The organism is Bifidobacterium apis (assembly GCF_036986835.1).
In the GTDB taxonomy this organism is placed as follows: domain Bacteria; phylum Actinomycetota; class Actinomycetes; order Actinomycetales; family Bifidobacteriaceae; genus Bombiscardovia; species Bombiscardovia apis_A.
In genome coordinates this window covers 745,427-761,647 of record NZ_BTXD01000002.1, presented here as the reverse complement: position 1 = coordinate 761,647, position 16,221 = coordinate 745,427, and the positions used below count along the sequence as shown (strand labels likewise).

The following is a 16,221-nucleotide window of genomic DNA, read 5'->3' as shown; positions in this document are numbered from 1 at the left end:
ATTCCGAGTACAAGTTCGCGCGACATGACCAGGGGAGGGCTGGCACCCCCGCCGGGAAGGTGCAAACAGACCGGTTCAACGTGGGTTCCGGCAGGGGCCGCCCACCAAATCCAATAAGGAAGGTACATTCTCATGCCAAAGCCTACATACATCTTTCCAAAGGACTTCCTCTGGGGAGCGGCCACGGCTGCCCACCAGATAGAGGGCAACAATGTCAACGCGGACTGGTGGGAGCGTGAGCACCGGCCGGACAGCGACCTCAGCGAGCCCTCGGGAGACGCCGACGACAGCTACAACCGTTATAGGGAAGACATATCCCTCCTGGCCGACAGCGGGTTGAACACCTACCGCTTCTCAGTGGAGTGGGCCAGGGTGGAGCCTGAGGAGGGGTTCTTCTCCCAGGCCCAGCTCCTGCACTACCGAGCCATGATTGACGCCTGCCTCCAGGCCGGAGTGACCCCCATGGTCACCCTGAACCACATGACCCTGCCCCGCTGGTTGGCCAGGCGAGGGGGCTGGCGCGATCCTGCCTCCGCAGACCTCTTCGGCCGGTACGTGGAGCACCTCATCCCCATTCTGGAAGGTGTCACCTGGGTCTGCACGATCAACGAGCCAAATATGGTGGCTCTGACCCAAGGGGGGCGGGAGGGCAGCGACATGGCTGCCGCATCCCTGCCCACCCCTGACCCGGTCATCTCCGAATCCTTGGTCAAGGCCCACAGGAAGGCTCGTGCAGTCCTTTCCCGCCGACCGGGAATCAAGTCCGGTTGGACCATTGCCTGCCAGGATTTCCAGGCCTTGCCGGGCTGTGAGCAAGACATGGAGGAGTATCGCTACCCTCGTGAGGACTTTTTCACCCAGGCTGCACGAGGTGACGACTTCATAGGGGTGCAGGCCTACCTGCGCACCTTCATCGGCCACGATGGCCCCCGACCGGTCCCGGAGGATGTGGAGAAGACCCTGACCGGCTGGGAGTATTACCCTGCCGCCCTGGGCGAGGCCGTGCGCCACACCTGGCAGACCGCCGAGCACACCCCCATCGTGGTCACCGAGAATGGAATCGCCACAGCCGATGACAGACGGAGGATCGACTACACCTTCGACGCCCTGGTCGGTCTTCGTCAGGCCATGGAGGAAGGCGTGCATGTGGAGGGCTACCTCCACTGGTCCCTCCTGGACAACTACGAGTGGGGGTCCTACAAACCCACCTTCGGTCTAGTCTCCGTGGACCGCGAGACTTTCGAGCGTCACCCCAAGCCCTCCTTGGCTTGGTTGGGGCAGGTGGCCCGTTCCGGCCTTCTTGCCCATCCCCGGGGCTAATACAGGCACAAGCAGAAAGGTCCGGCCCCGAACCGACTTTGTATCGGTCCGGGGCCGGACGCTGCCACATACCGCCCTTGTGCTTACTGGTCGGCCGGGCGCGATGCCCCTGCCTGCACGGATCCAGATGAAATGGTCATTGGGACCACGATCGAGGACCCGTTGAAGAACTCGATGGTCACTTCTACTGTTCCATCAGCCACGCTGGGGTCGGAGAAGAAATTCCCGTTCAGGGTGAAGGTGCCGGCCCTCCTGTCACTGGAGAAGGCGGAACCGGCCTGCAGATAGGACCACCAGGACGAGTTGGGGCCGACGGCTCGCCCGTATTCCTTGGCGGAAACCCTGCGGACGGCGTTTCCCTCATAGTTCATGGGAATTGTGATTCCGCTGCGCTGTCCAACGGCGGGCGAGGAGGTGGCCTGCCCGGCACGAACCAGATACTCATGCCAGTCGGCGCCGGCGGTGAATGTGAGGGTCAGATCGGCCAGCTGACCGTAGGCCGGTGCCTTAGGGGCAGACAGAATCCAGTTCAGGTAGGAGGCGGTCAGGGTCACCGTCTGGGAGGAGGCGTCGTAGGTGTAGTCGGAACCGGCCTTGAGACCCTTGATCGAGTTGAAGGAGTTCCCGTTCAGGGCCAGGGGAATGGTCAGTCCCGATTGAGCCTTGGAAGCAAGATAAATAGTGTCGGAGCCTGTGGCATAGGAGGAGGTGGCACTCATGGCTGCCTGGAGTTCGGAGCCGATCCGAGGGCTCTTCCACCCATATGGGGCCTGACGTGAAATCATGGAGCCGTTGTCCCAGAGCATGAGCCCAATTCCGTCTTGGCGGGCCATCTGGTTCATATAGTCGTAGTACTTGAGTTCCTCTCCCTCCTGGAGCACGTCGCTGCCAGTGTCATAACCCAGGAGGCCGTACTCGCCAATCACTGTCCCGATGCCCTGACTGGTCAGGTTGTCCTGGATGGTCTTGAAGGTGGCGGCGGCCGAGGTTCTGGCCGTGGTCGGGCGGCCCTGGTTGTCGGTGCCGATCCTCTCGTCGAAGCCGGTGATCCCAAGGTTGGCGCTGTAGAGCCACTCACTGTAGTAGTGGACCGTGGCAGCGAGGTACGGGTCGTTGAAGCCCTTGATCAGGGAGGCCAGATGCCTGGTGTACTCGTCAGAAGGGGTGGTGGAAGGGGTGGGCATGACGATCATGCGGTGCTCGTTGCCGGGCACGGAGCGGATGATGGAGCGTGCTTCCGTGTTCAATCTGTCCAACTTCTCCTGGGCGGACGGGTAGTCCCAGGTGTTGAACTGGGGTTCGTTGATGGTTTCGAAGGCCACCTTGTCCGACTCGTCGGCGAAGGTTCTGGCCAGCTGTTTCCAGAAATCCGAGAACATGACCTCCTCCTTGGCCCCGACCTGACCATTCCACTGCTTCAGCCAGATCCAGGAGTCATGATGGATGTTGACCAGAACGTGCATCCCCAGTCCGGTCGCCTGGTCGACCACCTGGCGATACCGATTGAGCCAATCCTGATTGATCAGGTAACGGTAGCCGTCCTTGTTGGTCGAGCCCAGATCCTGGTATCGCCGGTAGACGGTCATTGGAATCCGAATGCTGGTGTAGCCCTTGTCCTTGACGGCCTTGAGCAGGTCGGGGGTCACCTTGGGATTCCCCCAGGCCTGTTCGCCCTGATCGGGGGAGGACCAGTTGGTGTCCACCGCATCGAAGGAATTGCCCAGGTTCCATCCCCTGCCCATCTCCTTGGCGAACTGGAGAGAGGGCGTCTGCCCGGTCTTCGGCAGGATGGTAGTCGAGGCAGCGGCAGTCTCTGGGTCGGCTCCAGATCGGGTTTGGGTGTCTGCGCTCGCCGCAGGTGCCAGGACCAGCCCCATGGCGGTCAGGGCTGTCGTGGCCGCGGTCAGGGCCGGACCCCAACCGTTCGTTCTCGTCTTGCCTGTCTTCGTGATAAATAATCTGAATCGCTTCATTGTCAATTCAATCCCCCGTTCCGTAACTGGGCAGGCTCTGCCTGCAGGGCAGGGCCTGCCAGATGTTTCCTGTGTGCTGCGCTGAGTATGCAGCTGCACGGCACAACCGTACTGTGCCGTCTCAGTAAGCCCGCCAACCGTGGCAGAATCTCATACAGATATTATAGTTCAATCATTAGAATAAATAGCGGAGGCTGAACCAGCTGACGGGCCAGGCATGCATGCCCGGAATCACTGGCGAAAAGTGGAGCTGAGGGTAGTCGAAACCCCGACCTCTTCGATGCGAACGAAGCGCTCTACCAACTGAGCTACAGCCCCATTCGTTGCCCGACCGTAGCCGAACAACAGACTGTACTGTATCGCACGGTGGGCACAAACGCAATCCGGACGGTCTGTGCCATGGCTCCGTGTTACAAACCAATGGCGCGGTTTCCGCGGCTGCCGGATGGTTGTCATGTTCAGTCGCTGAGGTTCCCGTCCTGCTTGATTTCCTGGAGCTCGTCCCGGTCACCGGCCATCTGCTTCGATTCGGCCTTTTTGCCCTTGCCTACCCTGGCCTTGATCAGCCCGATGATGGTCGGCATGACGGATATGAGCAGAATGAGGATGATGACCAGTTCGAAATGCTCCTGGACGGCCGGGATGCCGCCGAAGAAGTAACCCAGGAGGGTGAAGAGGGTGGACCAGACCAGGCCCCCCAGGACACTGAAGGGAGTGAACCGGCTCCACTTCATTCCCGAGATTCCCGAGATGAAGGGCATGAAGGTCCTGATGAAGGGGAAGAAACGTCCCAGGAATACGGCCAAGGGCCCCCACTTGTCTATCATTCCCTCTGTTTTGGCCAGTCGTTCCGGGGTCAGGGCCTTCACCCTGCCTGACCTGATGATGGCCCGTCCGAAAAAGTGCCCTATGAAGTAGTTGCTCTGGTCGCCGATGATCGGGGCCAGCCAGACGACCGGCAGGAGGATGTCCAATGTCATCCCGCTGGTGGGGTCGTGTGCGAAGACGCCGGCAGCGAATAGGAGGGAGTCACCGGGCAGAAAGGGCATGAAGACCACGCCCGTCTCGATGAAGATGATCAGGAAGATGAATGCATATGTGGGCACCAGTCCCATGGCAATCCACCCCGCGATGGCGCTGCGCGGATCCTTGAGTAGGTTGATGAGCCAGTGTATGAATCCCATTTGCCAAAGACCGTCCTGTTATGTTGAAACACGAACCGTTCCAAACTGTAGCAAGCCTGGTCCACAGCAGGTCGGTCTTCATCAGACCCTTGCGAGGAAGACACAACCGTTGTCCATCTCGGGTCTTGCCCTGTGCCTATTTCGCGTGAAAGGGATGCCAGCCATACGCCTACTTCCATACGACCTCACAGGGAACCGTTCTTGTAGGTAGTCTTGGTGTCTCCCTTGGTTCCGCGTTCGAAGCGGTCGAAGGCCCGTAGATAGATCAGCGACTTGGCATATGCCAGCCAGGAGAAGCCGAAGATGATGACCAGGACCCGCAGGAAGGGCACGGAGTAGATGAGGAAGGCGAAGGCCACGTCGATGGCCAGAAGGCAGATGGCGTAGAGGGGAATCCCCATGGGAACCCCCACGGAAAGCTTGAAGAAACCCCAGACCGTATTGGTATAGCGGGATTGCAAGGGGTAGAAGAACTCGTATGAGAGAACCAGTAGGACGGTCCCGATAATCAGGATGATGAGGGCCGGGTAGGTCGCCGCCCCCTTCATGTTCAACCAAAAGGCCAGTGAGTAAATGATGATGGCCCCCAGCGCCACGTGGATGATGAAAGCGACGATGGATTGTTTGAACTCCCGGATGAAACGTTGCAGGTACTGTCTGCAGAGGGGGATGTCCTCATGGTCGTCATAGGCGAAGACCGTACCGTAGAGGGCGCTGCGGGCGGGACCTATCGTGACCAGGGGTATGCAGGTGACGACGAAGAGCAGGTTCAAGGCTGTGAATCTGAGCAGGGTGTTCACGAACTGCCAGAAGGGGCTTTCGAGGTTGAAGTGCATGATCCGCCTTTCCTCTTCGACTCTACCTGCCGGTCCTCCCGGCAGGTGCGGTGACGCGGACAGAAAAGTGGGTCCGGCAACCCCCGTGTCGTGCTGTCCTCTGCCCCGTCGGCTGCAGGACCGTTTGCCGGACGGGCTTGTCGGGAAAGTGCCCGGTCCTGACCCAGTCTGGCCAATCTGTCGGATTGGAGTGCCGACGGTCTGGTCCTGCCTCACGTGGTGACATGCCTGGCGGGGGAATGCGGCTTGACAGCTTAGTAAAATCGGTGTACTAATCTATTTACAAACATATAAATAAGCCGACTACGATCTACGCGGCGCCGAGATGTAGCGGATACATACGGCGCATGGCTGGCAACGCAAGGGAGCGGGCTTATGGGAAAAGACAGGAGGGCAGGATGTCAACTGGCGACATTCCGTTGAAGGTCACCCGGCGGGGTAAGACTAAACGCCAAGGGGGCATAAGCGGTAGGAAGAAACATAGCATCAACCTCTTCCTCTTGACCATCCCCTTTCTGATACTGGTCATCCTATTCAGTTACTATCCCCTGCTCGGCTGGGTATATGCCTTCTATGACTACCAGCCCCCCATCCCACTGTCGGAGAGCCAGTTCGTCGGCTTCCAGTGGTTCAAGATGATTGTCCAGAACCCTGCCCAGCTGCATACGGTCGGTCAGGTCCTGGTCAATACTTTCGTGATGAGCGGCCTGGGCATTCTGACCTCGTTCTTCCCGCTGTTCTTCGCCATCGGCCTCAATGAGATTCGCAATAAACACTTCAAGAACGTCATCCAGACACTGACCACCCTGCCCAACTTCATCAGCTGGGTCCTGGTCTACGCCGTGGCATTCGCCATGTTCTCCTCCACCGGCATGGTCAACCAGCTCCTGCAGAACATCCACCTGATTTCACAGCCCATCCACTTCCTGGATTCCGACAGCGGGACCTACTTCAAGATGCTCCTGTGGAGCCTGTGGAAGGGTCTGGGATGGGGGTCCATCCTCTACCTGGCTGGCATATCCGGCATCGACCCCGAACTCTACGAAGCCGCCCAGGTGGATGGTGCCAACCGCTTCCAGCAGATCATCCACGTCACGGTTCCGCAACTCATGCCCACCTACCTGGTCATGCTGATGCTGAGCGTCTCCAACTTCCTCAACAACGGGATGGATCAGTACTTCGTCTTCCAGAACGCCTTCAACCTCAAGCACATTCAGGTGCTTGACCTCTACGTCTACAACGTGGGCATGGGTCAGAACAGCCTCTCTCTGGCAACGGCCATATCCATGCTGAAATCCTTGGTCAGCGTGGTCCTCCTGTTCCTGGTCAATTGGGCCTCCAAGCGGACCCGTGGCGAGTCAATTATCTGAGCGTGAGGGGAAAGCAATCATGAGCGACAGCATGGCAATCGAATCGAAGGGCGTTTCTCCCCTCCTGCAGCGGACCAAGGGCGAGAAGGTGTTCAATGTCTTCAACATCGCCTTCTTCATCCTCTTCGCCTTCATCTGCGTCTACCCGTTCTACTATCTGATCATCAACAGCATCTCCGACAACACCCTGAGTGCCGCCGGCAAGATTACCGTCCTGCCCAAGGGAGTCCACTGGAGCAACTATGTGGAGGTCTTCAAGCTGGAGGGTCTGGGCACAGCGGCCATGGTCTCCCTGGGACGTACCGTGATCGGCGCCACCCTGACCGTACTGGCCAGTGCCTTCCTGGGCTTCCTCTTCACCCAGCAGGGCATGTGGCACCGCAAGTTCTGGTACCGCTTCATCATCGTGACCATGTACTTCAACGCCGGGCTGATCCCCATGTTCATCACGATGAAGAACCTGGGCCTGACCAACAACTTCTGGGTGTACATCCTGCCGGCCATCGTGCAGCCCTTCAACATCATCCTGGTGAAGACCTACATCGAGTCCATTCCCTCCTCCCTCCAGGAGGCGGCCGAAGTGGACGGCGCCGGCACATTGACGGTCTTCTTCAAGATCGTCCTGCCCATGTGCACGCCGATTCTGGCCACGGTGGCCATCTTCTCGGCCGTGGGGCAGTGGAACTCCTTCCAGGACACCTTGATCTACATGACTGACTCCAAGCTCTACTCCCTGCAGTACCTGCTCTATCAGTACATCAACCAGGCAAGCTCCCTGGCCAGTGCAGTCAAGGCCAGCGCTGGTGGGGCCCTGAACATGGCGGCCCTGGCCACCCAGCAGACCCCGTCGTCGATCAGGATGACCGTCTCGGTCATCGTGGTCCTGCCCATCCTCTTCATCTACCCGCTCTTCCAGCGCTACTTCGTCAAGGGCATGATGCTCGGCGCCGTCAAGGGCTGATCGAGAGGAGGTACAACCTCGCCGCCGTGTGGACTTGATTCCACGCGGCGGCCAGGAAGCGTTCATGTCGATTCATCAAGGAGGACAAATCGATGAGAGATGCAAGGCCGGCAGTGGCCCCGCCGGTCCGAAGGAGATCAACCACTGGGTTGACCATCACCGCTCACGGAGTCGTCGACGGTGGGCAGGGGCTGGAGGCCGGGCGTATGGACCGAGAAGGGCCTCGCAGGCCGTTGAGACAGTCGTATAAGCCACAAGGATGTAAGCGGAAGTCAGAACCCTCCCGATGACCTGCGGTCCGCCGACCTGCCGAAGGTGACAGGACGGGCCCAGGAGCCGGACGGTGTCTGGAAAGGGGAAACATGCAAGCCAAGAAGCTGACGGCGGTGGCTGCCGCTGTCATAACCGTGTCCATGGCCTTGGCGGGCTGTGGTGGTGGCGGTAACTCCGCCAACGAAAAGGACGACGGGTCGCTCATGCAGGTGGACGTCTTCGATGGCCTGGCCAACTATCAGGGCATCCAGAAGGGCTGGTTCGCCAAGATGGTCAAGGACAAGTTCAACCTCAAGCTGAACATAGTGGCCCCCAATGTTGCGGGCGGGGGCAATACCCTCTTCGATACCCGTTCGGCAGCTGGGAACCTGGGCGACATCGTCATTACCGGCTCGGGTTCCGGGCAGGCGGCCAAGTTGGTCAAGGCCCATTTAATTGACGACATGACGCCGTACATGAAGAATGCCAAGAACATCAAGAAGTACAAGTCCGCCACCGACGCCTTCAACAAGGTGGCCGGGCAGACCAGCGGGGTCTGGGGAGTGCCCGGGTCGGTCACTTCCCTGCCACCCACGGAGCCCTCCGAGGGGCTGGAGCCCACCTTCGGCCCCTACGTGCGGTGGGACATCTACAAGGAGGTGGGCTATCCCAGGATCGCCGATATGGATGACCTGGTCAATGTCCTCAAGCAGATGCAGGACAAGGCCCGGGCAGATACCGGCGACAAGAACATCTACGCCATGTCCCTCTTCAAGGACTGGGATGGCAACATGATGAACAACGCCAAGCAGCCCACCTGCTACTACGGTTATGACGAGATGGGCTTCGTCCTGGCCAAGGCTGACGGCTCTGACTACCAGTCGATCACCCAAAAGGGCGGAATGTATGAGAAGGCCCTCCAGTTCTTCAACAAGGCATCGCAGGCCGGCCTGGTCGACCCCGAGTCGACCACCCAGAACTACGACACCATGTATGCCAAGTACCAGCAGGGCAAGATTCTCTTCTCCTTCTGGCCCTGGCTGGGGCAGGCAGCCTACAACACCACGGACAACAAGGCCCAGGGCAAGGGCTTCATGATCGCTCCCCTGGAGGATATGAAGATCTTCTCCTACGGCGCCACGCCTGACGGGGGCAGCACCTTCATCGCTCTGGGTTCCAAGGCCAAGAACAAGCAACGCCTGGTCAACTTCATCGACTGGCTCTACTCGCCTGAGGGGGTCTACGCCTCCGGTGCCCAGACCGGCGGGTCCGCTGGTCCCAAGAACCTGAACTGGACGGTCAAGGACGGCAAGCCCGAGCTGACCGATTTCGGCGAGAAGGTCCTCTTCGGCAACGGTGCCAATGTACCGGCCGATTGGGGCGGCGGCACCTACAAGGACGGGGTCTCGGCCTTGAACTACCCGACTGTGATCGTCCAGGACAAGGATCCCTCCACAGGCTATCCCTACAACGCCAGCATGTGGCCCTCGCAGCTGGCCAAGAACACGGACCCGCTCAGCACCGACTGGTCCGCCCACATGGGCGGGGCCAAGACCACCATGGAATATCTGAAGAAGAACGACAAGATCATGGTGGCCCCAGGTTCCAGCTACGTGACTCCTGATGAGTCCTCCCAGATCAAGACCCTCCGCGGCCAGGTGAAGACCGAGATCGTCAACGCCTCCTGGAAGGCCTCCTTCGCCAAGGATGACAACGAGTTCAATGCCCTCCTCGATGAGATGCGCTCCAAGGTTGACGGGATGGGCTACAAGCAGGTTCTCGATGTGGACATGAAGGACGCCAAGGATCAGAACACGGCCCGGGTGGACATCAAGAAGCAGTTCGAAGACAAGAAGTGAACAGGAAGATGAGCGTCCGGCCCCCGTCGGGATTCCCGGGGGATTCGGACCTCACATGAAGACTTGACCACCTTGGTCGGCCTGTGTCGTACGACCGGCCCGAGCCGACCAAGGGAGTCTGAAAACCAGACTATGGCAGAGAAAGGTAACAAGGAAACCATGAAGAAAAGCAAACTCGCAGTGGTGACGGCAGCGGTGCTGTCAGCCTCGCTGGCCCTGGCCGGCTGTGGTGGCGGCGGAGGCAACTCCGCCAATGAGAAGGACGACGGCTCCCTGATGAAGGTGGACGTCTACGACGACCTCGCCAACTACCAGGGCGTCCAAAAGGGCTGGTTCGCCAAGATGGTCAAGGACAAGTTCAACATTAAATTGAACATGATCTCGCCCAATGTGGCCGGTGGTGGCAGCACCCTCTTCGACACCCGTTCAGCAGCCGGGAACCTGGGCGATCTGGTCATCACCGGAGCCGGCAATGGCAGACTGACCAAGTTGATCAAGGCCCACCTGATCGAGGACATGACGCCGTACCTGAAGAATGCCAAGAACATCAAGAAGTACAAGACCGCCACCGACTCCCTCAACAAACTGTCGGGTCAGAGCAGCGGGGTCTGGGGGGTGCCGCAGAGCGTCTCCACCAAGAGCCCGACCGACCCCTCCGAGGGTAACGAGCCCGTTTTCGGCCCCTACATCCGCTGGGACTACTACCGTGAGCTCGGCTACCCCAAGTTCAACAACCTGGATGACTTCCTGCAGGTGCTCAAGCAGATGCAGGACAAGGCCCGGGCCGAGACCGGTGACAAGAACGTCTACGCCTTCTCCCTCTTCAAGGATTGGGACGGCAACATGATGAACAACGCCAAGCAGCCTACAACCTACTTCGGTTATGACGAGATGGGCTTTGTCCTGGCCAAGGCCGACGGCTCCGACTACCAGTCGGTCACCCAGAAGGGCGGGATGTACGAGAAGGCCCTCCAGTTCTTCAACAAGGCCAACCAGATGGGTCTGGTCGACCCTGAGTCTTCTACCCAGAACTACGACACCATGTCGGCCAAGTACCAGCAGGGCAAGATTCTCTTCTCCTTCTGGAGCTATCTGGGGCCCGCTGCTTACAACACCACGGAAAACAAGGCCCAGGGCAAAGGCTACATGCTGGCCCCCATGGGTGACATGAAGATCTTCTCCTACGGAGCCACCCCCAATGGCGGGGCAGCCATCATCGCCGTCGGATCCAAGGCCAAGAACAAGCAACGCCTGGTCAACTTCATCGACTGGCTCTACTCCAAGGAAGGCGTCTATGCCATGGCCGGCAGTGTCAAGGGCATGAACTTCGACATCAAGGACGGCAAGCCCGAGCTGACCGACTTCGGCAAGAAGCTCCAGAGCAACAAGTCCTCCAAGGTCCCCGCCCAGTTCGGTGGCGGTTCTTACTCCGACGGTGTATCGGCCCTGAACTTCACCACCGAGCTGGCCACTGATATCGATCCCGACACCAAGGAGCCCTATGACTCCAGCATGTGGCAGTCCACCATCGACCAGTTCAGCAACTCCGCCCTGGACAAGGATTGGTCCGAGCACATGGATGGGGCCAAGACCTCCATGCAGTACCTGGAGAAGGCGAACAAGCTCATGATCGCCCCTGGCTCCAGCTTCATCCAGCCCGATGAGTCCTCCCAGATCTCCACCCTTCGTGGTCAGGTGAAGACCGAAATCGTCAACACCTCCTGGAAGGCAGTCTTTGCCAAGGACGACAACGAGTTCAACAGCCTGATGGACGAGATGCGTTCCAAGGTCGACGGACTGGGCTTCAAGCAGGTCCTGGATGTGGACATGAAGAACGCCAAGGATCAGAACACGGCCCGTGTCAACATCAAGAAGCAGTTCGCCAACCGCGAGAAGGCGGAAGGCAACTGATTCCGCACCGGACGGTAAGGCGGGGGAGCTCTGGTGACCCTGCCCATCGTCAGGCATGTACCGGTGGGGGAGCGTTAGCCGGGCGGGTGGTCAACCACCCTCCGTCGCGCTCCCCTTGCCATGTCGGTGACACGGTGGATGTGTTTCCGGTTACCGGTTACCGGTTATGAATGTGGCCTTTGTTCCAATCAGGGGCCGTGCCGCGAATGATAGAAAACAGAGAAGGAAAACGAGGTGCGAGAGCTGCATGCTCCCATTTGAAAAGAATTCAAGAATTGTCTTCTGCGGAGACTCGGTCACTGACGTCAACCGTGATTACAAGGCCATTCCCGCCGGCTGGGGCTCCTTCGGTGATGGCTATGTCAACCTGGTTCACGCCCTTCTTACCGCCGTCTACCCTGACCGGGAGCTCATGATCATGAACGAGGGAGTCAGCGGGGACGACATCAAGTTGATGGCAGCCCGGTGGGACAGGGATGTGCTCGACATGAAGCCCGACTACGTCTCGGTCATGATAGGGATCAACGACGTCTGGCGTCACTTCGACGGTCCCTTCCGCCAGGCGGACCTGGTCTCCCTGGATGAATTCGAACACACTTACGAAGATCTGTTGGGCAGAACCGAGCCCCGGGTCAAGGGTCTGATTGTTATGAGTCCTTTCATGATGGAGCCAAACAAGGATGATCCGATGAGGGCCATGGTCGACCGTTATGCCGAAGTAGCCAGGAAGGTGGCGGACCGACATAAGGCCATCTACGTGGACGTCCAGGCTGCCATGGACCACTTCCTCGAGAAACAGAGCAGCTACATACTCAGCATGGACCGTTGCCACCCCGGGATCGAGGGGCATATGCTGGTGGCCCGGACCTGGCTTCAAGCCGTCGGCTTCGACTGGGAAAGGACCACATTCGATGACGAAAAGTGAACAGGAGCCTCGTCCCCTGCGTGAAGACGTGGTCGGGGCCGATGACCTTTCGCGGGTGGATGCCGAGATCAGCCGGGGTGCCTTCAAGGCCGATTGGGCCTCCCTGTGCGCCATGGAGCTCCCCACCTGGTTCGCCGATGCCAAGTTTGGCATCTTCACCCACTGGGGCCTGTACAGCGTGCCCGCTTACCGTAACGAGTGGTACTCGCGCAACATGTACATCAAGGGGTACCCGGAGTTCGACCACCACGTGAAGACCTACGGACCCCAGAAGGAGTTCGGCTACAAGGACTTCATCCCCATGTTCAAGGCGGAGCGTTTCGACCCCGACCAGTGGCTGGACCTCTTCCGTCGGGCCGGCGCCCGCTACTACATGCCTGTGGCCGAGCACCACGACGGATTCCAGATGTACCGCAGTGACCTGTCGGAATGGAATGCCTTCGACAAAGGGCCCCACCGCGACCTGATCGGTGAGCTGCGGCGGGCCACTCTGGATGAGGGCCTTCACTTCGCCCTGTCCGACCACCGGGCTGAGCACTGGTGGTTCATGGGTCACGGGCAGGAGTTCGACAGCGATGTGCATCAGCCCATGAAGAGGGGCGACTTCTACTGGCCTGCCATGCCCGAGCCCGACAACCAGGACCTCTTCAGCAAGCCCTATCCCACCAAGGAGTACCTGGATGACTGGCTCCTGCGGGTTTGCGAGGTGATCGACGCCTATCGGCCCGAACTCCTCTACTTCGACTGGTGGGTTCAGCACGAGGCCTTCAAGCCTTATTTGCAGCGCCTGGCTGCTTACTACTACGACCGGTCCGTCGAGTGGGGGATCCCGACCGCCATCTGTTACAAGATGGATGGCATGGCCTGGGGTTCGGGCATCGTGGACGTGGAGCGCGGCGGCTTCGCCAACCCCACTCCCTTCGTCTGGCAGACTGACACTGCCATTGCCCGCAACTCCTGGTGCCACACAACCACCCTGGAGCACAAGTCGGTGGCTGAAATCCTGGCTGCCCTCCTCGACGCGGTCAGCAAGAACGGCAATCTCATGCTCAACGTGGGTCCTTGCGCCGACGGGTCCATTGACCCCGAGGAGGAGGAGATGTTGGAATCCATCGGTCGTTGGATGGATGTGAACGGGGAGGGGATTTACGGGTCCCGCCCCTGGTGGGCCGCTCAGGAGGGGCCCACCCACCCGGCAGCGGGGTCCTTCGCGGACCAGACCGAGACCGTCTTCACTCCTGAGGATTTCCGGTTCACCTCGGCGTCAGGCGCTATCTACGCCTACCAGCTCAAGCCGTCCACAGACGGACGGGCCCTGATCAAGGCCTTTGCTCCACGAGGCAAGGAGGGGTCGGTCTTTCAGGGGATCGTCCGCCAGGTCAGTCAGTTGGGTGCAGGACCGGTCAGCTATGAGCTGACGGACCGGGGACTGTTGGTTCAGGGTCTCAAGGATCCCGTTGGGACCACGGCCACCGGCCTGCCTCTGGGCATCCGGATTGATGTGGAGTGAGATTCGGCCCTGCAGAATTTCTGTCACCGGCCGAGGACGTAGTGATCGACAATAACAAGGAAAGATAGGAAAACATGAAGTTCCTCAACGGAGAATGGCTTGTGCGCGACGGTTTTGACGTCAAATATGCGGCCAACATCTACAGCGCGGACGTCGAAGAGAAGAGACTGACTCTCTACGCCCCCTTCCAGGTGATCAGGAACCCGGGCATGACCCTGGACGGAGGACTGCTCACCATCGAAGTCACCTCTCCTCGTCCGGACATCATCACCACCCGGATCATCAACTACAGGCAGGATCACAGCCATGACCCCCAATTCACACTGAACCGGACTGATCCCCCGGTGAAGATTGAGGAGGGTGAGAAGGGATGGACCTTCACCAGTGGCAGGCTGGCCCTGAAGATCGCCAAGGGTGACGCCATCGACTTCGAGTATGAGTATGAGGGCCGTCCGCTGACCAAGTCGGCGTGGAGGGGCAAGGCCTTGGTAACCGATGACGATGGCATGCCACACGTGGTCGAGTCCCTCAACCTGGGCGTGGGAGAGAAGATCTACGGCCTGGGCGAGCGTTTCACCAACTTCGTCAAGAACGGGCAGACGGTCACCATCTGGAATCAGGATGGTGGTACAGGCACGGCCCAGGCCTACAAGAACGTCCCCTTCTATATGAGCAACCGGGGGTATGGAGTCTTCGTGGATTCCACTGACAAGGTGGAGTTCGAGATCGGTTCCGACGAGGTCTCCAAGGTCCAGTTCTCCGTCCCCGGCCAGGAGCTGACATACTCGGTGATCGGCGGCCAGGACCTCAAAGGGGTGCTGAACACCTATACCGATCTGACCGGTAAGCCCCCTCTGGTCCCCGACTGGAGCTTCGGCTTGTGGCTGTCGACCTCCTTCACCACCGACTATGACGAGAAGACCGTCAACGAGTTCGTCGACGGTATGGCGGAGCGGGACATCCCCCTGTCGGTCTTCCACTTCGACTGCCGTTGGATGGACGACCTGGAATGGTGCAACTTCGAGTGGAAACACTCCGCCTTCCCGGACCCCGAAGGGATGCTGGCCCGCCTCCACCAGAAGGGTCTCAAGGTCTGTGCCTGGATCAACCCCTATATCGCCCAGAAGTCCAAGCTCTTCAAGGAAGGGGCCGAGAAGGGGTACTTCATCAAGCGTACCGACGGCCAGGTCTGGCAGTGGGACAAGTGGCAGGCAGGCATGGCCATCGTCGACTTCACCAACCCCGAGGCGACGGCCTGGTACCAGAGTAAGCTCAGGCACCTGCTGGACCAGGGCGTGGACTGCTTCAAGACCGACTTCGGCGAACGCATCCCCACCGAGGGCGTCGTCTATTACGACGGTTCCGACCCGGTCAAGATGCACAACTATTACACCCTCCTATACAACAAGGCCGTCTATGACCTCCTGGTCGAGGTGAAAGGGGCCGACCAGGCCATCCTCTTCGCCCGTTCGGCGACGGTGGGCGGACAGTGCTACCCGGTCCACTGGGGCGGGGACTGCACCTCCAACTACCCCTCCATGGCCGAAAGCCTGAGGGCCGGTCTCTCCTTCGGTATGAGCGGATTCGGCTACTGGAGTCACGACATCGCCGGCTTCGAGGACCAGCCCACCCCCGACATCTACAAGCGCTGGACCCAGTTCGGCCTCCTTTCCTCGCACTCCCGCTACCACGGGTCCACTGCCTACAAGGTTCCCTGGCTATACGGGGATGAGGCCGTCGAGGTCACCCGTGAGTTCGCCAAGCTCAAGCAGCGTCTTGTGCCCTATCTGATAAAGATGTCGCATGAGACCCATGAGACGGGCCTGCCCATGATGAGGGCCATGGTCCTGGAGTTCCCCAGCGACCCGACCTGCGAGGACATCGACACCCAGTACATGTTGGGGGACGACATCCTGGTGGCCCCAATCTTCAATGAGGACGGGACCGCACGCTTCTACGTTCCTGATGAGGGCACGGGCCGACCCTGGGCCAACATGCTGACAGGAAAGACCTATGAGCCCGGACGCTGGTACCAGGAGACCTACGACTACCACACCCTGCCGGTCCTGGTCAGACCAGGTACCGACCCCCTCCACGTGTGAGGCGGATTCTGGTATCAC

At 59.6% G+C, this 16,221-nt stretch carries 11 protein-coding genes and 1 tRNA gene; 8 read left to right on the top strand and 4 right to left on the bottom strand.

What is annotated here, in order from left to right; genetic code table 11:
- The first annotated feature begins 132 nt into the window (after window positions 1-132).
- Window positions 133-1,320, top strand: coding sequence for a glycoside hydrolase family 1 protein (locus AACP62_RS06790; protein ID WP_029677551.1), 1,188 nt, complete (start codon window positions 133-135; stop codon window positions 1,318-1,320).
- Between the two features lie 83 nt (window positions 1,321-1,403).
- Here the strand turns inward: AACP62_RS06790 and AACP62_RS06785 are convergent, their stop codons facing one another.
- From AACP62_RS06785 to AACP62_RS06770, 4 genes are all read right to left on the bottom strand, one after another.
- Window positions 1,404-3,293 (bottom strand): cellulase family glycosylhydrolase, encoded by a 1,890-nt coding sequence (locus tag AACP62_RS06785; RefSeq protein WP_339347241.1) that lies wholly within the window; start codon window positions 3,291-3,293, stop codon window positions 1,404-1,406.
- A gap of 245 nt (window positions 3,294-3,538) precedes the next feature.
- Window positions 3,539-3,611 (bottom strand) — tRNA-Ala (locus AACP62_RS06780).
- A gap of 140 nt (window positions 3,612-3,751) precedes the next feature.
- Window positions 3,752-4,477, bottom strand: coding sequence for a DedA family protein (locus tag AACP62_RS06775; RefSeq protein ID WP_339347240.1), 726 nt, complete (start codon window positions 4,475-4,477; stop codon window positions 3,752-3,754).
- A 185-nt stretch (window positions 4,478-4,662) separates the two neighbouring features.
- Complete coding sequence (locus AACP62_RS06770; protein WP_044097609.1) at window positions 4,663-5,313, bottom strand: YesL family protein; 651 nt, start codon at window positions 5,311-5,313, stop codon at window positions 4,663-4,665.
- A gap of 398 nt (window positions 5,314-5,711) precedes the next feature.
- Between AACP62_RS06770 and AACP62_RS06765 the strand changes: the two genes are divergently transcribed.
- The 7 genes from AACP62_RS06765 to yicI all read left to right on the top strand — a co-directional run bounded on the left by AACP62_RS06765 (window position 5,712) and on the right by yicI (window position 16,203).
- Window positions 5,712-6,683 carry an ABC transporter permease subunit gene (locus AACP62_RS06765; RefSeq protein ID WP_172636693.1) on the top strand — a complete coding sequence of 324 codons (972 nt, stop codon included), beginning with the start codon at window positions 5,712-5,714 and terminating at the stop codon, window positions 6,681-6,683.
- Between the two features lie 19 nt (window positions 6,684-6,702).
- Window positions 6,703-7,644 carry a carbohydrate ABC transporter permease gene (locus AACP62_RS06760; protein ID WP_029677556.1) on the top strand — a complete coding sequence of 314 codons (942 nt, stop codon included), beginning with the start codon at window positions 6,703-6,705 and terminating at the stop codon, window positions 7,642-7,644.
- Between the two features lie 362 nt (window positions 7,645-8,006).
- Complete coding sequence (locus AACP62_RS06755; protein ID WP_198183506.1) at window positions 8,007-9,755, top strand: type 2 periplasmic-binding domain-containing protein; 1,749 nt, start codon at window positions 8,007-8,009, stop codon at window positions 9,753-9,755.
- 159 nt (window positions 9,756-9,914) lie between these two features.
- The gene (locus tag AACP62_RS06750) at window positions 9,915-11,666 is read left to right on the top strand and encodes a type 2 periplasmic-binding domain-containing protein (protein ID WP_029677558.1); all 1,752 of its coding nucleotides are present in this window, start codon (window positions 9,915-9,917) and stop codon (window positions 11,664-11,666) included.
- 247 nt (window positions 11,667-11,913) lie between these two features.
- On the top strand, window positions 11,914-12,591 hold the full coding sequence (locus tag AACP62_RS06745; protein WP_232342861.1) for an SGNH/GDSL hydrolase family protein: 678 nt from the start codon (window positions 11,914-11,916) through the stop codon (window positions 12,589-12,591).
- Window positions 12,578-14,101 carry an alpha-L-fucosidase gene (locus AACP62_RS06740; protein WP_198183510.1) on the top strand — a complete coding sequence of 508 codons (1,524 nt, stop codon included), beginning with the start codon at window positions 12,578-12,580 and terminating at the stop codon, window positions 14,099-14,101. Before AACP62_RS06745 ends, AACP62_RS06740 begins: the two co-directional genes overlap by 14 nt.
- 74 nt (window positions 14,102-14,175) lie before the next feature.
- Window positions 14,176-16,203, top strand: a complete 2,028-nt coding sequence (gene yicI, locus AACP62_RS06735; protein WP_198183512.1) for an alpha-xylosidase — start codon at window positions 14,176-14,178, stop codon at window positions 16,201-16,203.
- Window positions 16,204-16,221 lie beyond the last annotated feature (18 nt).